The following is a 22,222-nucleotide window of genomic DNA, read 5'->3' as shown; positions in this document are numbered from 1 at the left end:
TTCCTGCACACTCCTCATTTAAAATTTTTATTTAATTGTTCCCATTCTTTTTCAAAGTTTGTAAATGGATCATCATGACTCACATAGTCCTTTTCCTTCTTATGCTCCTTATATAGATAATAAAGAACATACATAGCCACCAAGCCAATTAACGCAGGTATATTACCAACTGAAGCCAATAATGTAATAACCGCAATTGCTCCCCAAACCACTTTCGACAAATTTATATCCGACTTCATGAATCCTTTCACGGCAAAATACAAAATAGCTAATGTAATGGCCAATGTAATAATGGAACCAATATTACCGATAACGATTAGACCAGCCACCAGCACAATCAAGATCAATCCGAGATTTTTCATTGATATTCCCTCCTTATGTCTTTAGTTTAACTTGGAAGAATATTCTTTATAACGACCCTGAGCTTGATTTCCACCTAGGTCTTGAGGCGTAGCTAAACTAAGACTATTAAAAAGCTCTGCAGTACTGCTTCCAAAAAAATAGCGCAAAAAATAATTAGAGAATCGAGTATTGCACTAGGAGAAGAAAATCCTATCCAGCTAGTGCTGAGGTGACTGTACAGGCCCGATAAGCATAAGAAGAGGCGCGCCAGGGGCGATTTCTCCTACCGTAGTGGCTATCCTTATGACCTCGAGGGACTAGGAGTCGAAGCCGAATCACACCATATATTAAGTAAAGTAATAATGGAAAATCTAACAGACTATCTAAATAACCATCTGCCCCGGGGAGCATACGTAAGTTTAATAGTTGATTCCCCAGCTGATAAGCTTTATGAGAAATTCGATTTTGAATATAACGCTCCCCAATCTGTCGGGATGTATCGAAATTAATATAGTTTTAAAGAATACATACTCAGAGCCAAAGAACGCTGAGTTTTTGGTTGTCATTCAAGTTTTCTAATAATGTCAATATCTCTTCTTTTTTGCTACTTACCAGTTAGGATGGCCTTGTATACTTAAAAAACACACTTTTCTACTCATCTTCCTTCTGTGTGTTTCTACCCACTCTTCTCTGTTTTTCGAGCATAAACCCCATAATTAGCTAAGTCGTATTTACTATTTTTTGAAAAATCAAAAAATTAAAAAGACTATTTATAATCGTGGTGGTAAATTAATAGTGTGGTAGATAGTAAATTATTTACCTAAACTTTCATTTTCAATTAAGGGGTGATTTTGTAGATTTCAGATATTGACAAATAAAAAGGAGGTTGGAGCTTTGCATTTCAAAAATACTAAGAATGTCGTTTTTGTTTTACTATCACTGGTATTACTATTATCTAACTTATTAATCGGTATAGGTACAGCGAGCGCTAATACATATGAAAACTCTAAACTAAAGCCCTTTAGCAACACAGTAAAAAAGAAACTGGATGTAAGTAAATATGACCCAGATGAAAAGGTGCGCGTTATTGTAGAACTCGAAGGTACTCCTGCAATTGATTACGCCACTAAACAAGGTGTTATGTTTAAAGAACTCTCCAAATCAAAACAATCGGAATTACAAGCAAACGTTAAAGACCAACAATCCGATTTCCTATCATCTATTAATAAAAAACGTGTAAAATTCGACGTTGAAAACTCCTTTACAGTAGTCGCAAATGGGGTCAGTGGTGAAGTAAAGGCTTCAGACATATCAAAAATTGAAAGTATCTCCACTGTTTCATCTGTATATATCGCTAATGAATATAAGCGACCGGAAGTAAAACCTGAAATGGTATCCAGTGGTGATATCGTTGAAGCAGAAGAAACATGGGTCAAAGGATACAATGGTACAGGTACAGTTGTTGGTATTATTGATACTGGAATTGATCCCAGCCATAAAGATATGGTTCTAACTGATGAAAGCAAAGCAAAGTTAACAAAATCGGATGTAGATGCAAGCATTTCTAAAAATAAATTACCAGGAAAATACCATACAGCGAAGGTTCCATACGGATACAACTATTATGATAAGAATCAAGAAATTCTTGATCTTGGCTCTGATGCATCCATGCATGGTATGCATGTTGGTGGAACGGTTGGAGCAAATGGATCCAAAGATGCTGGAGGCATTAAAGGAATTGCTCCTGAAACACAATTATTAGCTTTAAAAGTATTTGGTAATGATTCAGAAATGCCTTCTACATGGGGCGATATTTACGTTAAAGCAATTGATGATGCCATTTTGCTTGGTGCAGATGTGTTGAATATGAGTCTTGGATCAACTGCAGGATTCCAATCTCCTGAAGATCCTGAGCAAAAGGCGATTGAAAGAGCTGTTAATAACGGTGTATTAATGGCCATTTCAGCGGGTAACTCTGCTCAGATCTCTGATGGATACGCAGATCCTTTTGCAACGAACCCTGATATCGGGCTTGTAGGATCACCAAGTGTTTCCAAAGATTCCATCTCAGTTGCTTCTCTTGAAAACACACATGTATTTGTAGATAAATTTGAATTTACGATTGGTGGAACGACATACTCAGCTGGATATAAAACACAATCCTCTCCTCTACCATTAGATGTTTTCGGTACAACTGAAAAAGATGTTGTTTATGTTGGTAATGGTCATCCAGATCAATATCAAGGAAAGGATGTAGCTGGTAAAATAGTTTTTGCTGTCAGAACAGCTGCTACTCCAAACTACGGTGAAATCCAAAAGCAAGCCGAAGCTGCCGGAGCCATCGGTGTTATTATCAGGGGAACTCCTGCACATGGAGATTTTGTCAGCATGGCTCTAAACAGCCCTACTATCCCACTGGTTTCACTGCGAGTAAGCGATGGTACTATGTTTGAAGAAAAAATTAAAGCAGCTGGTGATGTAGGTAAAGTTAAATTCACCAGGGAAATGATACAACTAGAAAACGGTACAGCCGGACAGTTGTCTACCTTCACTTCATGGGGAGTAACACCAAACTTAGATTTTAAACCTGAAATCACAGCACCAGGTGGAAAAATCTATTCAACATTAAATGATGATAAGTATGGAGTTATGAGCGGTACATCCATGGCTGCACCGCATGTAGCAGGCGGATCTGCCCTTGCGTTGGAATATGTAGAGAAAAATTTTCCAAATCTTGAAGGCAAGGATAAAGTCCAACGTGCGAAAACTTTATTAATGAATACATCTGAAACTATTAAAGATCCTCTCGGTACAACCTATTATTCACCACGTCGTCAGGGTGCCGGGGTTATGAAATTAAACTCAGCAATTACTTCCCCAGTTTACGTGGTAAATAAAGGAACGGATGATGGAAAAGTTACATTAAAAGAAATTTCCAACGATAAGTTCTCTTTTACACTGACTGCTACTAACTTCAGTGAGAAAGATGCAACATACACAGTTGATACAACTGTACTATCCGATGCTCTGTACGAAGCAGGTGGATATACGTTCAATGATCTGACACCACAGGAAATCAAAAAAGCAATTGTTACATCCGATAGTGAAATTACTGTTGCAGCTGGTAAATCTAAAGATTTTACAATCACAATTGATTTAAAAAATGCAAAAGCTGATTTAGAAAAAGCGATGAAAAACGGATACTTTGTTGAAGGCTTCGTATTCTTAAAAGCTAAGAATCTCGAAGACTCTCTACCTACTTTATCCATACCATTTGTTGGATTTAAAGGTGACTGGAATAAACCAAACATTATCGATCCAATGAATAATTCCGTCGATTCATTCTATGGATATACAGGTCTTGCCGATTCTAATACCGGTGAATTTTTAGGAGTTAGTCCATTCGATAAGAATCAAATTGTTGATCCATCTAAAATAGCTTTTTCACCAAATGCTGACGGTCATTATGATGCAGTGGCCCCTGCCCTATCATTTTTACGAAACAGCAAAACGGTGGAATACAGTATTACCGATACAGATGGTAAAACATTGCGTAAAATAACTACTGATAAGTACCAAAGAAAGAACTATGCAGCAGACTCTATCGTAACATTCGAGCCATACTTCACTGAATGGGATGGTAAAGTAAATAACAAATCTGTTGAAGAAGGACTGTACTATTACCAAGTCAAGGCAATAATCGATTACGAGGGCAAGGAACCTCAAGTATTTAAAATGCCAATCCTAGTAGATAATACAGAACCAACTGTGTCTGATCTTAAATATGATGATGCAACAAAGACAGTTACATTTAAAGCTGAAGATACAAATTCAGGCGCAGGACTTCAATATATCGAGCTTTCCGTTAACGGTAAAGCACTGAAAGATTATGTAGCACCAAACAGCACCAACACATACAGTGTCAAATTATCCGACCTGAAGTATAGCGATGATACACCAGTAGAAGTGAAAAACGGTGACAATATCAACGTAGTTGCCCATGACTATGCTGGGAACCGCGGTGCTAAATCATTATTGGATAAGACAATTCCTTATATCAGTGTCATAGAACCTGCACCACTTGGAATCTACAATGAACTTGAAGTATTTGTCTTCGGATATATAACTGACGATTCTGAGATAGATTATGTATGGGCTGAATATGAAGGGAAACGCCAGAACCTTATAATTGAGTTGGATGAAGAAACTAAGGAGCCTTATTTCTTTGATATTTTTGAGTTCTCCAAAGAAGGTAAACATGATATTCGATTCTATGGAGCAGATGTAGCCGGTAACAAGATTGATTTCAACAGAGAAATCTTTATTGATACTAAAAAGCCAACAATTGAAGTTGACTACAAGGCATTCTCCACAGGTGATAGCCAAAAAGTTAAGGTCAAAGTTGGTGATAACTACAATGCTCTTCGACTAGTCGTTAATGGAAATGAAGAAATAAACACATTTAATGATTTGGGTGACTTACCTGTTTACGCACCTTACTCTGTAACTCAGGAAATTGAACTTCCATTAGCGGAAGGTGTGAACGAGTATGAATTCGTGCTTGAGGATATAGCAGGGTACCAAGTTAAGAAGAAAATTGAAATTAATAAGGTGCCAATTCCTGTTAAGCCATCCGTAAATGCTGTAACGGATGCCAGCACAAAAATTACGGGAACTGCACCAACCGATTCAAAAGTAACCATTACAGATAAAAAGAACTTAACACTAACAACTACAGCGAATGATGGTAAATTCTCGATAGATTTAAAAACGAAGCTGAAAGCCGGTACTAAATTATACGCTACTGTTACAGATCCGAAAACTGGATTAGTGAGCGAAGTAACAACGATCACAGTAACGGATAAAACAGCTCCTTCCGCTCCTTCTGTCAATGCTGTTTCAGACAAGTCTACAACTGTAACAGGTAAAACGGAAGCTGGTGCAAAAGTAACAGTTAAGGCTGGTTCTAAAACTCTCGGTACAGCTACTGCTAATAGCAAAGGAAACTATACAGTCAAAATCAAAAAACAAAATGCTGGCACTTCCCTTTCTGTAACTGCGAAAGATAAAGCTGGCAATACGAGCAAAGCAAAAACAGTAAAGGTAGTAGATAAAACTGCTCCATCTACTCCTTCTGTTAATCCAGTAAAATCAAGTTCTACAAAAGTGACAGGAAAAACAGAAGCCGGGGCTAAAGTAACGGTCAAAGCCGGTTCTAAAACTCTTAGCACTGCTACGGCCAACAGCAAAGGGAACTATACCGTTAAAATCAAAAAGCAAAAAGCCGGTACGACTCTTTCTGTAACTGCCAAAGATAAAGCTGGCAATACGAGCAAAGCAAAAACGGTTAAAGTGAAAAAATAAGTAAAGCAAAAAGGTGCCCTGGCTTGTCGCCCAGGGCACCTTTTATTTTTACCTAATAATCTGTCTTTTAAAGCTTCGATTCATTCTGATAGAAGATGAAACTACTGTTATACCAAGAGGGATTTGTTCATGTTAGATATGTTCTTATATAATTGGCAGGTTAGAGATGAGTGGTTTAATTGGTGTAACAGTACCCAAAGAAGAACTGACAAAAAAACGCATGGGTGGAATGGGTAGTATTCCACATAATTTATATCATGTCATCGATTGCGAACAAATTTGGATTAATATCTCACCAATACATGCCAAAGGAGCTTTAACTCCTGTAGCACCTCTTTGACAGTTCCATAATCAGACCAATTCTCAGGATAACAGCACAGGTCTTTTGCTGCTGAACCAATTACGCTTGCATCAATATAATCACAATTAGTTATTCGTTTTGCCAGATGAGGCATTTTCGCTCCTCTGAAATCTGAAGGGACGTCCTTGCTATTAAGTTTAAAGCCCTTTCTCCAATATAGGCTGATTGAATACTGTCCGCAAAGCTGCTCTAGCATATTTCCGATTTCAGTAGCTTGAAAAGAATCATCAGCCACAAGTGCATCAACATCCTTTTCAAGCGATACTTCCCCGTGTACTTGTGCTTCAATGTAATAATCCAGATTGCGATTAGGTTTTCGTTTCACAAGGTCTGATTGTATATTATATAGGTTGGCCAAATAACTTATTAGCTTAGGTGGTCGTAATTCTGATTCGCCAAGTACAATTTCTCTGGAAAATGACTCTTCTAAAAGCGCTGCCAAAATTAAATCGAATTCTTGATATATCCCTTTTTCCTTTAATTCGAGGTGTGAGTCCATATATGTGTAGGTAGAACGATAGGAGACTTTCGGAGAAAGCAGAAAACAACAGGAACCAAAACGTGGTGCAGGTCCATCAGAATGTAACATAACATTCAATGCCCCATATTTAGGATGTTCTTTATGGCTTGTGCCTTTAAACTGATAAGCTCCTCCAAACATTCTTGTCTCCCAAAGATCACGCTCACCCCCTTGATAGGCAGAGACACTTCCATTTGAAATGAATGTTTCAAATTGACTCTTGTATACACCCTCATTGAATAAAGATTCAGCCACGCTTATCCGGTTGTGAGTGAGCCGATCCGGATGAAAATGCAAGCCAATTCTTGCGTTATTCTTCATATTATTAACCGCTTGCTCAAATACTTCTGTTGATATATTTGACATCGTCAGTACATGATTAAGAGTTCGTTTTGCATCTTTTTGTAGTTTTTTTGAGTATGCTTCAATATACTGAATCGCCTATCGTTGAAATGCTGTTAACATCTATTCCCCTACTTACCAAAACATAATTACAGTGCATTTTGACAAATATTTTGGCTATTTTAACTCCATACTATAAAAACAATGGATAAAATATACTTCACTTGCAAATTATGCATCCAATTGATATATTAAGTTTTTGTGTAAAAGTAACTTTTTTACTATTCTCAGACAGAAAAATACTAACCAGAGGTGACATAATGAATTACTTATGGGGAATGCTCGGGATTATCTGTATTTTAGGAATCGCCTTCCTTCTATCAACCAACAAACGAAATATTAATATTCGAACTGTAGTTGTAGCATTGGCTATTCAAATTTCTTTTGCTTTTATTGTTTTAAAATGGCCACTTGGACGTGCAGCATTTCAGAAAATAACCGATGTTGTGAATAACATAATCGGTTACGCAAATGAAGGAATAAACTTCCTGGTTGGCGGTCTTTATACACCACAATCAGGCATTACAACCGTTTTCTTATTTAATGTTTTAGGAATCATCATTTTCTTCTCTGCTTTAATCTCTGTTTTGTATTATTTGGGGATTATGCAATTTGTCATTAAATATGTAGGTGGCGCTCTTGCAAGACTATTAGGCACAAAAAAAGCCGAGACATTTAATGCAACAGCTAATATATTTGTTGGGTGTACAGAAGCACCTTTGGTTATAAGGCCGTTTATAGATAGATTGACCAATTCCGAATTATTTTCTGTTATGGTCTGTGGGTTGGCTTCAGTATCAGGTAGCGTACTTGTAGGATATTCTTTATTAGGTGTTCCCTTAGAATATTTGCTAGCAGCAAGTATTATGTCTGCACCGGCAGGACTATTACTTTCTAAGATCATGATACCTGAGATGGAACACAGTCAGGAAGATGCGACAGGTTTTGAAATGGAAAAGGATGAAGAGGCAGCCAATGTAATAGATGCAGCTGCTAACGGAGCATCAACTGGGCTTCAATTAGCACTGAATGTTGGAGCCATGCTGCTTGCCTTTATCGCTTTAATTGCTCTGCTGAACGGTCTGTTAAGTTTCGTTGGTGGATGGTTTGGATTTGATCAGTTATCAATTGAATTACTATTAAGCTACATATTTGCTCCATTAGCTTTTGTCATTGGTGTACCTTGGAATGAAGCCTTGACAGCTGGGAACTTCATTGGTCAAAAGCTTGTTATAAATGAATTTGTGGCATATAGTAATTTTGCTCCAATGATTGACTCCTTATCAAATAAAGCCGTTGTCATTATTAGCTTTGCACTCTGTGGATTTGCAAATCTTTCTTCTCTTGGTATCTTACTTGGAGGACTTGGAAAGTTATCTCCAAAGAGGAGACCTGATATCGCACGATTAGGCATTAAAGCGATCATAGCAGGTGCACTGGCATCCTGTTTAAGTGCTGCAATTGCAGGAATGATTATTGGGTAGGAAATAATCCGGATTTTTAAAGCTTAGGATATTAAATACTATGGCCTCAAGTGATTTTAAGACTTGAGGCTTTAATTTTTATGAAGCACTAGCAAACATCATATACCTGTTCTCAAATCTCTTTTTAATTCTATATCCCCGATATTTTCCATATCGCAAGTGAAATACATTATTTTAACAAATTCCCCACATCCAGTATAGATGAAATAGTTACGGAGAATGACAAATATACCAATGATTTTTCATATTGTTTTACCACCTTCTTCCATGTATATTTCTAGTTAATAGTTAAAATCTTTGTTGATACAGCATGTTATACAACCATGATTAATAACCAATAAAAAGGAGGCATTCTAGATTTGAAAAAAAGATGGTTCTCTCTATCTGTACTATGTGGAATTATGTTACTAACTGGAACCTATGTAGGTGCAAAAGGATGGTATGAAACAAAGCCTGTACCAAAAGGAGAAAGACATCAACTTTCTGAAATTATTCCCCCAAAAGCAAAATGGGAAAAAATCGCAAAAGGCGATGAAGGGTTTATTGAAGGAATAAATTTCGACCGCAAAGGAAATATCTGGCTGGTCAGTCCAACAACCGGTGAACTTCTCACTATAAAAAAAAATAAAATAGAAGTAGTAAAACAATTTCCCAGTCCTGTTGGTGCAAAGTTCCATAAGGACGGAAGGTTATTTATAACAGATTTAACCGGGGTTATACATGCCTATAATCCTAATACGAATGAAAGTACAGTCGCAGTAGATTCTTTTAATGGGGAACCTTTAAAAGGGCTGAATGATTTAGTATTTGATGAAGATGGGGGCCTGTATTTCACTGAACCAATGGGTTCTAGTGCAACTCACCCCGTCGGTCGCGTTTTTTATCTTCCTCCAAATAGCAATGAAGCGCAACTGTTTGCCGAAAACATAGCTTATCCGAACGGGATCGCTATCTCCGCAAATCGCCAACGTGTTTATATCTCTGAGTTTAATAAAAACAGAGTACTCTCTGTCCCTTCCAAAAATGCCCTTTCTTCACCTGAAACTGCTTTTATCTTTGGGCAATTTGAGGGCGGAATCGGTCCTGATGGCTTAGCAGTCGATACTGAGGGAAATTTATATATAGCTCATTTTCAAGCCGGTGAAATTGTAGTCCAGGACTCAGATGGATTTAAATACGGGGTTATTCGTCTGCCTGTCGGTGCTGGAACATTTATAACTAATCTAGCCTTTCATGACGGGTACTTGTATATTACTGAATCCTCAAAAAATGAAGTGTGGCGAATTCCTGTAAAAAAAGAGGAATCACAACCATATGGATTACAATAGAAAGTAAGTAGCCCATAGCTGAGCTTTTTAACACACAATTTCAAACCTAGTTCAAATACAAAAAGGAACGCCTTAGATGGGCGTTCCTTAAAAATTTTCTATTGATTATTAATGAACGCGCACAACACGTCCGTTAAATTTTTGTTTCCAGTATCCTGTTTTAAGGCTGGCAATTGCTACACCAGTAGAGCTTTGGGAACCGATGAATTTTCCACCGCCAACATAAATGCCGACGTGACCGTCTTTTTTATACGTATCGAAGAAAACCATATCTCCCGGTTGCATTTGGCTTGTTGGAATCTGTCTTCCAGCATGTTTCAGAGCATCTGTGCTCGCTGGTACAGAATATCCACCTTGTTTAAATGCCCAGCTAACAAAACCGGAGCAATCAAAGCGTCCTGCTGCAATATCAGCTTGAGTTCTTCCACCGCCGAATACATAAACAGAGTTCCCAATATATTTATTGCCTGCAGTAATAACGGTTTGAATATTTTTATTTTGGGTAGAACTATTAGTAGAACTTGGCTTCTTATTAGAAGAGTTTGAATTAGCTGGTTTAGAGCTAGTTTGTTCGTTCTTCGAAGTGCTTACAGCTTCTTCTTTAGAGCTGGAATTCACTTTATTTGTTGTTTCATTCTTAGTTGAAGAGTTTGTTTCTTCTTTTTGAGTATCAGCAATCTTCTCAATTTTCTCTTTTACATTGGAAGATTCTTTTACAACAACTGGCTCCACCACAATGTCGATATTTCTTGCTTTAGCATCTGCTAATTGACGTTGACTTTCTTTTTCCTTAGCTTTAAGCTCTTCCTTTAAGGAATTTGTTTGATCTTGTTGTTGCTTAATATCCTGCTGCATACCAACAAGCTCAGTTTTCATATCCTTTAAACCAGTAAGCTTTTCTTCTACTGTTGCTTGTTTATCCTCAAGTTGGGTCTGATCCTCTTGAATTTCATCAATTAATTGACGGTCCGCTTTAACAATTGTTGATACGGCTCCGATTCGTTCAATAAAATCTCCAAAACTAGTAGATCCAAAAATTACCTCTAAATAGCTGACGTTACCATTTGTTTGTTGGTACGTAATAGCACGCTTCTTTAAAATTTCTTGGCGTTTTTCATTTTTTTCTTCCAGTTCGGTAATTTCATTATCTAAAGTCTCTACTTGTTTTTCCGTTTTGATAATATCATCTTCTGTTTTATTAATCATGTTCTGATTATCTTTCACAGCCTGGTTGATTTGATCAATACGAGTATTCAGAGTAGAAATTTCAACTTGTACCTCATTTAGAGCAGCTTGAGCTTTATCAACCTCAGCTTGCCTAGCTGGGTCTTTTGCAGCACTTGCTGATGGAGTGCCTATGTAACTGCTGAACCCAAGCAATAAAGCCGTACTTAGCGCAATAATTCTTTTATTCATCATTAAAGTATTACCTGCTTCCTAGTTTTTTAATTTATCGGGTCTTTCATACCATTTCTATTTATCTATTTATCTAACATAGATAAGTATATCATGCTAATTTAACAAATAAGTTATAGTAATATTACAATTATATTTCAAAAACATGTTACTAGTTTTTAATTTGTAATAATAGGGCATAAATAACTTCGATTCTATAAAAAAACTTACAAAAAGTAAGTTTTTTAGTAAAATAATTGTAAATTACTTTTAACAGAAGGAGAAAATTAAGCTAAAATCCACTTAAAAATCCCGTGATTATTGGCGAATAAAACATCTAAACTATCTAAGTATTTTCTTTAATCCTCTTATTTCCATATTTCTAATCTATAATTCCCATTCTAATAGCCTTTACAGCTACTTCTGTTCGATTTTTGGCATCCAGCCTTCTCATAATGGTTGAAATATATTCTCTGACCGTATACTCACTTAAATAAAGCTGAACAGCTACCTCTGTTGTAGAAGCTCCTGCAGCCAATAACTTAATAATATCAACTTCATGAGAAGAAAATGATAGTTTACGATTTAAATCATTCTGTGTTACAGAATTTTCAGGGTTCGTAAACCTAAGCAACAGCTCTCCTGCACTTTGCCCAAATTTCATTAATGCGGGATACAAGCTCCTATCTCGCTCAAATTTCCGCCCTGGCCCTTTATCTAGTAAAATGCCGCCAATCATCTTACCTTCTTCCGGAACATAAATAGGGACAATTAACATGGATACGAGATTAAATTGCTTAATAAATTTTTCAGGAAAACCGTATGTGGCATCCTCTATAAAAATAGGCTGAAAATTACGCAGCTCATTTCCTGCTGGTTTTAATTTATTCAAATAATGTGTCAGTGCAGGAATGTTTATGATTTGTTCCTGATTATCTATATGGTGGGCGTATACTCCTATTGCTCAGGTGTAGGTGGTCAGATGGAAGATAGCAGTGAAGAGGAATTAAAGGATATTATTAAGAGTTTACAAGAGGGGACTAAGAAGAAACAAACAAGTCAGAGGAGCAAGATAAAGAAGAAACCAATAAAGAGGAAGAATCGGACAAACCTTCGGGCGATCAGCCTGCAGCTGAACCTGAAACACCGGAAGCTGAGACACCGGCTACCGAACCTGACCCGGATCCTGTGAACCTGAAGAGGAAGAAGACGGTGGAAATCCGGATGATGGGATAGAAGAACCTGAGCCTCCTGTGGACGATGGCACAGACGAAACTGAAATACCAACTCCGCCACCTGCTTCATAAACTACTTATCTATCTAAAAAGGAGCTGTCGAAACGAATCGACAGCTCCTTTGTCATGACGGTTTAAACGAACTTACATTTGGAAAGAGATAGGGTTGAACGGTCGTATCACTTCTTACAAACAACGGATGCAGAGGATGCCCCTCTCTTGTTGTACCCAGGCAGTTAGGAACATATCCCTTAAACCAATCCGATAATTCCTGATAATCTTTGTGATGGATGGTACAGTTTTCTCCCCAGCCAACGATAATTTCAGAACCGCTGTGTAAGGCATTCTCTAAATAGAAACGGTTCTCAGGACCTGTAGCCTCCTCCAAGGACAGATTCCTGAGATCTCTCCAGTCCCTGCTCCGATAGGCAAATACATTCACCAATTCCACAGAACCGCAATCTAATTTCTTAGCAAACGACACACAACGCATGGTCGTCCGGTCATCCACTCTGTCATCAGCCTCGCTTGGGTGTAAAAGAACAAAGACAGCTTTTCTTAAATTGTAATCATCCCATTCCCTCTTTAGGGAATATCGATAATTTCCTTTTATGATGGCACTCCTCTTCAATCGATTTCCCCCTTTCCGTTCCTATTATTATGTATAAGCTCCTCAGGTGACTTTTATGATAAAACCGGCCAACAATCATTGAGGACAATTTTGTTCCATTATTTTATTTGGAGCTTGACTTGCTGTTTGTGGGTAAGTGGGTAGGTGTCTAATTCAATATTAAGAGGACCCTTAATGATTTCTTCTGGTTTATAGTAGAAGCTTATAGCGTCTAAACCGTCTATTTCCCAGTACTCCGCTTCCCCTGTTGAAATTTCTTTACCTGTTCCATCAGTTATCATTCCACCACTAGAAACAGTATCTTTACTCTTGGGGATTTTCATGAAAATAGACACCTTATTCTCTTCTATCTTTGAAGATTTCACAAATCCATCCGATGGATATTTCAATAGCCTGCCTGTTTTTTCATCAACTTCAATGATTAACTCATCCTTATTTAGAGCATGAATACCATCGAATAGTAGGTACAGCTTCTCGGGTTTCCGAAAATAATTACTTTCTATATAGATTTTACTTTCTTCCTCATTAAAATGACTGCCAGTAGATCCCCATATCTCACCTTTATCATCCATTAGCCTAACATGATTCAAATGAAATATTTTTTTTGTATTATTCGGATCATATTTTACGTCAACCCTGACACTTAGTGGATCAATTTCTACTTTTCCAAACGTAATCCGCTGATTGTCTATGGTCACTGTTTCATCAATGGCCATCTGTTTATGCTGACCTTTATACAAGGAATGATCTATTTTCAAAGGGAACTTAAATGGACCTATTAAGCTAGTGTCATTTTTCAGATGGACTTTTAGTTCTATTTCTTCTCTATCTTCAAGCTGATGCACTAGATTAAAATCTAAGGAGCCGAACCCATTTTCATGAGCTGAATAGGATATGGATTGCTCGACACCGTCTCCGTCAATCAATAGATCGGGAAATTCTATTTGTATTTCATCCCCTGCTCCCTCTATATGATAAAAAACAACCATCCTATGCCTATCAACAATTAAGGATTCAATCGTTACCTTATACCCATCCTTCTCTTGCGTCTGTCCAACTGACTGTAAAAAATCATTCTCCACTGCAGACATATAGCCTTTATCGTTTCGGATTAGATTGATAATTTTTTCTGCGCCCGGTATAGAAGAAAGGGCATTTGCAAAGGACGGTGACACTCGTACCAGGCTAATGCAAAACAGGAGTACAATAGCAGCCGCTGCTAATCCTGTATATTTTATAAGTCTTTTTCTCTTCTTGTGTTTGGCTTTACTAAAGCCTGACTGAATGGCTGCGGAAACTTTTTCGTTTGGTACAGGCACATATTCCATTTGTTTTTTTAAATCCAATAATTCTTGTCTCTCTTTTTCATACATGGCGGGTACCTCCCGATTCCTTCATTAGTTCCTTGAGCTTCCGAAGGCCTTTGTAAAGTCTTGTTTTAACCGTACTTTGTGGGCATTCACATATATCCGCAATCTCACTTATGGATAGGTCCCGTAAATACTTTAATACGATGATTTCACGTGATGGTTCATCCAGGAACATGAGCGCCTCTTCTATTTCAAGCTGACCATAATCATCCGTATGGACCATTTCCTGTCCAATGAAATGATGGTGTATTTTTTTGGCCTTCAATTCATTTGAACAAACGTTTAATAAAATTCTTACAAGCCATGTAGAGAAATAGGATGGCTCTCGCAGCTTTTTAATTGAACGGTATGCTCGAAAAGTCGTTTCCTGGATAGCTTCCAGAGCTTCTCCTTCATTTTTTAAATAGACAATGGCCATTCGATACAGCTGTTCCTTATGAAGATCTAATAAAGTTAAAAATGCTGTATCATCCCCTTTTATAGCCCTTTGTACTAAAGAAGCATCTTCATGCATGCGGCTCCCCCCTGTTTTCTCTCTACTTATTAGACTGTTTATCCTAGAAAAAAGTTTCAATATATTATAAAAAATACCATAATTTTATAGTTTTAAGATTTATAGCATAAATAAAAGACCTCAAAATCAAGAGGTCAATAATTAAGAATCTAATTAGAGGACATAAAGTATAGAAGTGTTATCAATGGAAATATCATAAATAGTATATTTAATATCTGAGTGAACCATAGAAACAAAGTCTTTTTTTGGGCGGTTTTATTGATATATAGAAAAGAAGCTGCACCTATAACACAGGGGATCAAGCCTAATAATGGATATCTTTGAGGAGTTGAGTTGATCGATTGGATAAGGGCCATTATACATACCACCAAGCTTACCCCCATTAAAAGCGCTGGAATCCATACTTTGTTTCTTTTCATTCCCAATACCATCCTTTCTGCGGAACAACTAATATTTCATATAAATTGATTCGTTTAATCCCATTTTATGTACTTCACTTTCTAATAAATCCTTCTCACTATAAAACAAAATAAAAAATGATTGGTAAAGTGATTAAGCTAAGTACTGTACTTATAAATGTACAAACCGAAACAAATTCCGGCTTTGTATTAAACTGAATGGCATACATCGTCGTATTTGCAGCAGCAGGCATTCCGGCCATGATAATCATTAATTGTTTAAGCAAGGTATCGATTGGCAAAAGGGCTGAAATTCCCCACGCTACAAGGGGCGCCACTGCCAATTTAATGATTAGTGCATACGTAACCTTTTTATATTCAATATTCTTAAGACTGATTTTGGCTAATTGCATACCTAAAACAAGCATGATTGTCGGAATAGCCGCGCTTCCAACTAAATCAATGGTAGTCATTAAGGAATGGCTGATGGTAATACCCGTGTACTGAAATAACAGTCCAAAAATCGCTCCATATGCAACAGGCATACGTAATACAATTGCAAGTGTATCTCTAATCCCTCCGCCTATATCACTTCCTCGCGCCGCTACATATACCCCAATTGTAGCCATCACGATACTTTGGGTGACCATTAAGATGATGGCGTAATCAAATCCGGCAGCGCCAAACAATAATAACGCAACAGGTGTTCCATAATTACCATTGTTCATAAAAACCGAACCAAGAATGAGCCCACAGGTTTCCTTTATGTTGTATTTATTTATAAAAGCGATAAAACATACAAAGATCATAAGTGCTAAACAAAGCCCAAACGCGTAAATAACAATATAAAGATAATCTAAGGTCAGTTCATTAGTATAAAACGTTTGAAACACCAGTAATGGTGTCATTAAATAAAGGGACATCGTTGAAATCGTTTTTGGATCAAATCCTATCTTCTTCTCGCCTATATATCCTAAAGCAAATATAACAAATACCGGAATCAATACATTAAAAAACTCCATCTGCTTACCTTCTCTCTGGTTGAAGCTATCATCTTTCACACACCATTATACCAATTCCTTCCTTTAAAATTTCAAAATATTTAAAATTTTTTAAACAAATATTCTCTTTTACCTATTTATCTATTAAAATAGAAATTATTGGAATTTAATTAAAGGAATCAGGAGGCATTATGCAGTTTTTTAAAAATTTATTTAGTCCATATCGGGGGTTACCCAAAGAAATTTATATTATATTTTTTGCTCGAATTATTAATAGTCTGGGAGGGTTTGTACATCCATTACTTGTTTTAATCCTCACTCAGAAGATCGGCATGGATAGTGCGCAAGCAGGGCTATATGTTACTTTAGTCAGTGTCATTTCTGCACCAAGTATGATTTTAGGCGGAAAGCTGGCTGATACCTTGGGGAGAAAATTTATTATTGTAGTTTCGCAAGGTCTAGGAGGCATAACCGTTATATCCATAGGTTTAATAGAGCCTTCGATGACCATGGCTTATTTGCTCATGCTATCATCACTCTTCTTTGCTTTGTGCTCACCTGCCTACGATGCACTATTGGCGGATTTAACTACCCCCGAGAATCGGAAAGGTGCTTATTCATTAACCTATATGGGTTTTAATTTAGGTTTTGCGGTTGGTCCAATCATGGCCGGTCTACTATATAAAAATCATTTAGATCTTGTTTTCATCATTGATGGAATTGCTACGCTCTTAGCAACAACATTAATTTTCATTTTTATAAAAGAGACAAAAACCAAACATATTTCAGTAACAGAGAAAACGGAAAGAAAGCTTGAGGAGCATGTAGAAGGATCTGTTTTTAAAGTGCTGAGGGCAAGACCAATATTAATTATGTTCGCTTTTATTCTATTATGTATCGAATTTGAATACGCTCAATGGGCATTTACCATACCGCTGCATTTAGAGGAGTTGTTTAATGATTCTGGCGCAGCCTATTACGGAACACTTGCCGCATTTAACGGTATATTGGTTATCTCGTTTACGCCGATTATTACGAAACTGACAAATAAGATAAGGCCTATAAAAGTGATAGCCACCGGAGCCTTGTGCTATGCTTTTGCCTTTGGTATGCTCGCCTTCACCACGATACTTCCCTTCTTCTATGTATCTATTTTCATCATGACCATTGGAGAAATCATGATTGCAATCAATGCTTCGACCTTTATAGCTAATCAAACACCAGCTTCGCACAGAGGCAGAGTCAGCAGTATTCTCCCACTGATAATTGGCGCCGGATATGCAACAAGCCCAATGATTATGGGAAGCTTTATTGCAGCATACTCGATTACATCTGCCTGGATGGTAATTGGATCCCTCGGATTCATTTCAGCAGGACTCATGTGGCTGCTTCAGAAGAAAGATTTAACCAATCAGCCTGACACCGACCATGTGAAGGTTGGTGCTTAATCTAATCTAATAACAGAGAGGGGGCAATCACATTCTCTTTTCATGATGTGATTGCCCCCTTAAATGAATAATAGTTTCTCCCCCATTACCGGATTCTCTTCCTGAACTGACGTTTAATTTTACAGACCATCAAACTCCTTTCAAAAGAAACCAACAGGCCCTGAGATAAAAATTAGATTATAAATGATTAAAGGACCAATCGCGGTCCTTTGATTCAAGATGTCATAATATGTATAAAGATCATAGTTGAGATTGAGATTTAGCCATTGATATATCCTCTTTTGAAACGATTTCCCATCCATTGGCTGTAAGCTTATTTATATAATCATCGAATCTAATTTCCTCTAATTCAATTGCCATCGGACTAAGAGATACATAGCATTCATTCTTCTCATAATTAACCGTCACCTTCACAACCTCATATCCGTTGTGAAATCCCTGATCAAATCCAGGATCTTCAATAATGTCTCCTATTACCGGACGGAAAGATGACTCAACTGTTTTCATCATCATTTCGCTTCTACTATTTTCTTTATCCTTGGTAGATGTTAAAAAGACGTATAATTTAATTTTCATTTCTTCTCTCCTTCCAAATTTGGTTTAAAAAACTTTAAAGGCATATTCAATGGTGATTTCATTGCACGATTGGTACTTTTACAATCACTCCCTACGAATTGTAAATTTAATGATAAACTTGTGTACTGAATGGATCGATTTGTTGCTCACTTACTCTTGCGCGAACTTTTGAGGTCTCAATAATTTTATAATTACCATGTCTGACAACTGTTCTCGTTGTGTTGAGTTTCAATTCGTCTGCATATTCTTTAGAAATTTCCACAATACACGAAGCTTCCCTCAGTATTATAATTTCTCCAAAGATAAATAAATTTCCTCTTTTAAAATAAATCACATCACCTATTTCTCCCTGTACATATTGATCCCTATACTCGAAATCCATTTCACTACTCACCGTCCATGTTTTTATAATCAATCAATTAAAGATATATGTCATTGTTACTATCGACATTTTATTATGTATTTTTACACTTTTTTTATTTCTATAATATGGCTAAAAATATACAATCGTACATATCTTTAATTTATAATAAACATATCGAGTTTTAACAGTTAACAAGGTAGGTGCAAGTATGGATCAGCAACAATTATATTTTTCAAGTACAATTGGCAGTCAAAAGCCTGAAACTATCCGTAATAAAACAGCAGCCTGCCCCTTTTGCCAAAGAGATGAGCTTACCGATATTCTTGAGACAAAGGGAGATATTATTTGGTTGATGAATAAATATCCCACTCTTCTGGATACCTATCAAACGGTCATTATTGAAACCAATCAATGTCACGAAGATATAAGGGGATATGAACAGAAGCATATGCGTGAATTAATTCGCTTCAGTATTGCTAAATGGCTTGAAGTGGAGAAGACTGGTGAGTATGAGTCCGTTATCTTATTTAAGAATCATGGTCCCTTTTCAGGCGGCAGCATTCAGCATGCCCATATGCAAGTGATTGGAATGAAACATGTAGATTACCATAAGAATATGGCAATGATTGATTTTGAAGGCACAGAGGTATACAAGAAATCCGGTATTGAGTTAAATGTATCAAAGTATCCAGTTATCGGTTTTACTGAATTCAATTTAATATTGAACACATTAGATGAGATTGATGATTTTGCTGATAAACTTCAAATCCTGGTCCGTTATATTTTGGATGGTTTCCATAAGGGATGCACCAGCTATAACCTTTTCTTTTACCATTTTCATGACTTGATTATTTGCAAGGCCATCCCACGCTTTGTTGTATCTCCCTTGTTTGTCGGCTATAAAATTCCACAGGTACTTATGGAAGATCGGCTTGATATCATTAGGAAAGATTTATCCAGATTACTCACCCAGACTTAGGCTATCGCAAGGCTCCCTCCCGTCATAACCGGGAGGCTTTTTGAATTCCATTATTCATTACTGATATAGCAACCAAAATACGACCTGGAAATTTGGCTTTTTCAATCCTAAACCTCCCACAGAATGAGTTAGATGACGACAAACGTAAAAGCACTCTTCCAGAGCCAACTCCCGTATTTATAATGCATGTAATCCAATTTCCACAGCAAATAAGGTCGAGTCTCAAGCCTATGGCCATCAACAGCGACCGGCCACTGATTATCACCGATTTTTAACTGATCTATACTATGCATTCCATCCTGCGTATAACCATAAATTCTGATCCATCATTGGCTAGGATGATTTCGATATTTTGGTAGGGTTGGGCAATTATTTTACTTTGCTTTTCCACATAATATACTCAATTAATGCCCGATACTCATCCATTTGTTCTTTATCAATTACGGTTGTCTTTAATTCCTCGATTAGGTTGATTAATTCCTGATTCATATTTTGATTGGTTTCAACACCTTCTTGTACGCGCAATAAAGTTTTTAAATCTGCATTTAAAACAAACGCTAGCCTTTTCAATACTTCAATTGAAGGATTTTGATTCACTCCCCTTTCAATATTGCTTAAATAGGATTTAGATATTCCGGCATTTGCAGCTAGCTGGGTCAGTGTCATTCCTTTACGTTTACGTATTTCCTGTATATTTCTTCCTATCATTTTCTCTACCTCTTTAGCTCAGATTATTTACTTCATTAAGACCATCTGCAAACAGTTAATTACTTTTTCCATATCCTCTTCTGCCATGTTGGTACCTTGCTCAAGGCGAACATTAGGTTCAGCTCTTTGGAAAAACCGGTCACGTGCAAAGGTTGTCTATCCATCATTTTTTCTCCTTCTGATCCCCCATTCTTTTAGCAAAGGTTCCCACCACTGTGTATCCTTCCTTCCCATTGGCTCCAGTTACAAAATATAATCCACTCCGCAGCCAGGCATGAGCCTTCATCTTTCCTTCCTTATCTCTTGCTGTTGCCATATAAAGAGTACTTTCAATGCCACGCCGCTCGAGCATTCTCATTCCTGCAATCGCCATAACAAGACATTTACTTTCCCAAAACGTATATCTACTCATCGTCTCCAAACTTTTGGACACTAACTCCAGGATTTCAGTATGGGCTGGCACATAAGTTAATGAGGTCTCTTCCATCTTTCTGCCCAATTTAGGCGCAATTTTAGAAAAGGGCAGACTCTTTTGTATCCGGGCCACTCCCAAGGAACAATAAGCTTCTGCATACATCATGAAGGTTTTACTATCTATGGACAGCAAGGTTCGAGCTTTCTGAATGAGGTTCATAAACATAACTCCTTAGGAAGTAATGGTTTAGTCAATTAATTCTTCTTTTTTCAACATATCCAGGAAATGAACGAACCTGACTTTCACATTCTTCAGGGCTTCCGTCATACTCTTCTGTTAATCGATCCACAAGCTCATCGATACTTAGGTTCATTCATTAGTTCCCAGGTTAAGCCTCCGACTTCACCGAGATTATAATATTTAACATTATGGACGCTTAACATCACTTTCTCCCCATCCATATCACTGACTACATTCCTTTTGGACATAATAAAAGTTGATATATTAAGATTTCTATCCTTCAAGCTAAATTAACTCTGGCAACTTCACTTTTGATTGCAAATCCAAACGCCTGGTACACCATCTGCTTCAATACCTGAATCAACTTCATCACTCCAATTTTAAAAAAAGCCCTATACGATAAATTTGTATAAGGGCTTTTTCCTTCTCTACACAATCAACTTCCTCTGTGACCACCGTTAACTTGCCCACCATCAAAAGTTATTTTCACATGAAGAACCTCAACTCAAGATTCGTTTTTGACATACTTTTTTCTCCTTCACCCCTGATGTATCGTTCTTTATTTAGAACACACGGAGCAAAGCAGGCCCTTTTCATCCTATTATTGTATTGAGTTTATCTATCTTTTATAGATATAATCCTAAACTACAATCAGTTCTCTCAAACTTATAGATATAATTCATAGATCAATAGTCACTAGTTCTCTATAAAGAACTGATGTATACTAAAAATATCATTTTTAGTAAATTATGTCAAACAAATTTACTAAAGATTTTATAATTTTTAGTATGCGCAAAAAGATCAACTGAATGATAAATTTGCTTTCAAAATCGCCAATTATTAGACAGATCTTGGTGATGATTATTACAGACTTTACTCTGAAGAATGTCAGACAGATTCATGAGGACTAAAAAGGCTATGTTCCTTCTCTAATTTAAAGGATCGCTTTGTGTATTTATATAGAAGAAAGATCCTACAACAAAAATTCATCTTGACTTTAACTGACTTACCCTTTATATTAAATATTGTTAATTACATAGTATTCTGATTCCGTAGCTCAGCTGGGAGAGCACCACCTTGACAGGGTGGGGGTCGCTGGTTCGAACCCAGTCGGGATCATACATTAAGGAAGGCTCAAACCCAATGG

At 37.0% G+C, this 22,222-nt stretch carries 17 protein-coding genes, 1 tRNA gene and 1 pseudogene; 6 read left to right on the top strand and 13 right to left on the bottom strand.

Translation table 11 applies throughout. The annotated features are described in order from the left end of the window. Nucleotides 1-14: 14 nt before the first annotated feature. The gene (locus AC4BHA_RS04085; RefSeq protein ID WP_066101165.1) at nt 15-362 is read right to left on the bottom strand and encodes a lmo0954 family membrane protein; all 348 of its coding nucleotides are present in this window, start codon (nt 360-362) and stop codon (nt 15-17) included. Between the two features lie 874 nt (nt 363-1,236). Between AC4BHA_RS04085 and AC4BHA_RS04080 the strand changes: the two genes are divergently transcribed. Further along, nucleotides 1,237-5,706, top strand: coding sequence for an Ig-like domain-containing protein (locus AC4BHA_RS04080; RefSeq protein WP_490558205.1), 4,470 nt, complete (start codon nt 1,237-1,239; stop codon nt 5,704-5,706). Nucleotides 5,707-5,990: 284 nt separating this feature from the next. Here AC4BHA_RS04080 and AC4BHA_RS04075 read toward each other — a convergent pair whose 3' ends face one another. Then, a complete protein-coding gene (locus AC4BHA_RS04075; protein WP_490558367.1) occupies nt 5,991-7,025 on the bottom strand; it encodes a DUF3626 domain-containing protein in 1,035 nt (344 codons plus the stop codon). A 224-nt stretch (nt 7,026-7,249) separates the two neighbouring features. On the opposite strand from AC4BHA_RS04075, the gene AC4BHA_RS04070 reads away from it, so the two are divergent. Next, nucleotides 7,250-8,473: a NupC/NupG family nucleoside CNT transporter gene (locus AC4BHA_RS04070; RefSeq protein ID WP_139891366.1), complete on the top strand. Its 1,224-nt coding sequence runs from the start codon at nt 7,250-7,252 to the stop codon at nt 8,471-8,473. A 359-nt stretch (nt 8,474-8,832) separates the two neighbouring features. Continuing rightward, a complete protein-coding gene (locus AC4BHA_RS04065; RefSeq protein WP_490558204.1) occupies nt 8,833-9,801 on the top strand; it encodes an SMP-30/gluconolactonase/LRE family protein in 969 nt (322 codons plus the stop codon). 108 nt (nt 9,802-9,909) lie between these two features. Here the strand turns inward: AC4BHA_RS04065 and AC4BHA_RS04060 are convergent, their stop codons facing one another. From AC4BHA_RS04060 to AC4BHA_RS04035, 6 genes are all read right to left on the bottom strand, one after another. Then, complete coding sequence (locus AC4BHA_RS04060; RefSeq protein ID WP_257468963.1) at nt 9,910-11,220, bottom strand: C40 family peptidase; 1,311 nt, start codon at nt 11,218-11,220, stop codon at nt 9,910-9,912. Nucleotides 11,221-11,578: 358 nt separating this feature from the next. After that, nucleotides 11,579-12,088 (bottom strand): response regulator transcription factor, encoded by a 510-nt coding sequence (locus AC4BHA_RS04055; protein WP_490558203.1) that lies wholly within the window; start codon nt 12,086-12,088, stop codon nt 11,579-11,581. A gap of 467 nt (nt 12,089-12,555) precedes the next feature. Continuing rightward, nucleotides 12,556-13,062, bottom strand: a complete 507-nt coding sequence (locus AC4BHA_RS04050; protein WP_490558202.1) for a DUF1643 domain-containing protein — start codon at nt 13,060-13,062, stop codon at nt 12,556-12,558. 98 nt (nt 13,063-13,160) lie between these two features. After that, a complete protein-coding gene (locus AC4BHA_RS04045) occupies nt 13,161-14,435 on the bottom strand; it encodes a DUF4179 domain-containing protein (RefSeq protein ID WP_490558201.1) in 1,275 nt (424 codons plus the stop codon). Next, nucleotides 14,428-14,946 carry a sigma-70 family RNA polymerase sigma factor gene (locus AC4BHA_RS04040; RefSeq protein ID WP_148629497.1) on the bottom strand — a complete coding sequence of 173 codons (519 nt, stop codon included), beginning with the start codon at nt 14,944-14,946 and terminating at the stop codon, nt 14,428-14,430. Before AC4BHA_RS04040 ends, AC4BHA_RS04045 begins: the two co-directional genes overlap by 8 nt. A gap of 517 nt (nt 14,947-15,463) precedes the next feature. Next, nucleotides 15,464-16,366 carry an AEC family transporter gene (locus AC4BHA_RS04035; RefSeq protein ID WP_140461186.1) on the bottom strand — a complete coding sequence of 301 codons (903 nt, stop codon included), beginning with the start codon at nt 16,364-16,366 and terminating at the stop codon, nt 15,464-15,466. Between the two features lie 170 nt (nt 16,367-16,536). On the opposite strand from AC4BHA_RS04035, the gene AC4BHA_RS04030 reads away from it, so the two are divergent. Next, nucleotides 16,537-17,793, top strand: coding sequence for an MDR family MFS transporter (locus tag AC4BHA_RS04030; protein WP_139891369.1), 1,257 nt, complete (start codon nt 16,537-16,539; stop codon nt 17,791-17,793). A 240-nt stretch (nt 17,794-18,033) separates the two neighbouring features. Here the strand turns inward: AC4BHA_RS04030 and AC4BHA_RS04025 are convergent, their stop codons facing one another. Both AC4BHA_RS04025 and AC4BHA_RS04020 read right to left on the bottom strand, forming a co-directional pair. Further along, a complete protein-coding gene (locus tag AC4BHA_RS04025) occupies nt 18,034-18,369 on the bottom strand; it encodes a hypothetical protein (protein WP_066101207.1) in 336 nt (111 codons plus the stop codon). Between the two features lie 106 nt (nt 18,370-18,475). Beyond that, on the bottom strand, nt 18,476-18,751 hold the full coding sequence (locus tag AC4BHA_RS04020; protein ID WP_066101210.1) for a DUF2187 family protein: 276 nt from the start codon (nt 18,749-18,751) through the stop codon (nt 18,476-18,478). A 190-nt stretch (nt 18,752-18,941) separates the two neighbouring features. On the opposite strand from AC4BHA_RS04020, the gene AC4BHA_RS04015 reads away from it, so the two are divergent. After that, complete coding sequence (locus tag AC4BHA_RS04015; RefSeq protein WP_066101215.1) at nt 18,942-19,712, top strand: DUF4931 domain-containing protein; 771 nt, start codon at nt 18,942-18,944, stop codon at nt 19,710-19,712. A gap of 369 nt (nt 19,713-20,081) precedes the next feature. Here the strand turns inward: AC4BHA_RS04015 and AC4BHA_RS04010 are convergent, their stop codons facing one another. The 3 genes and pseudogenes from AC4BHA_RS04010 to AC4BHA_RS04000 all read right to left on the bottom strand — a co-directional run bounded on the left by AC4BHA_RS04010 (nt 20,082) and on the right by AC4BHA_RS04000 (nt 21,323). Next, nucleotides 20,082-20,420, bottom strand: coding sequence for a helix-turn-helix domain-containing protein (locus AC4BHA_RS04010; protein WP_066101217.1), 339 nt, complete (start codon nt 20,418-20,420; stop codon nt 20,082-20,084). Nucleotides 20,421-20,583: 163 nt separating this feature from the next. Further along, complete coding sequence (locus tag AC4BHA_RS04005; RefSeq protein WP_066101218.1) at nt 20,584-21,054, bottom strand: lasso peptide biosynthesis B2 protein; 471 nt, start codon at nt 21,052-21,054, stop codon at nt 20,584-20,586. A gap of 31 nt (nt 21,055-21,085) precedes the next feature. Further along, nucleotides 21,086-21,323 (bottom strand): annotated as a pseudogene (locus tag AC4BHA_RS04000) (lasso peptide biosynthesis PqqD family chaperone). A 798-nt stretch (nt 21,324-22,121) separates the two neighbouring features. On the opposite strand from AC4BHA_RS04000, the gene AC4BHA_RS03995 reads away from it, so the two are divergent. Continuing rightward, a tRNA-Val gene (locus AC4BHA_RS03995) sits at nt 22,122-22,194 on the top strand. Nucleotides 22,195-22,222: the final 28 nt, after the last annotated feature.

This window comes from Pradoshia sp. Z3_51 (assembly GCF_058215915.1).
Note: the sequence above shows the minus strand (reverse complement) of the source record. Positions and strands in the feature narration are given on the sequence as shown.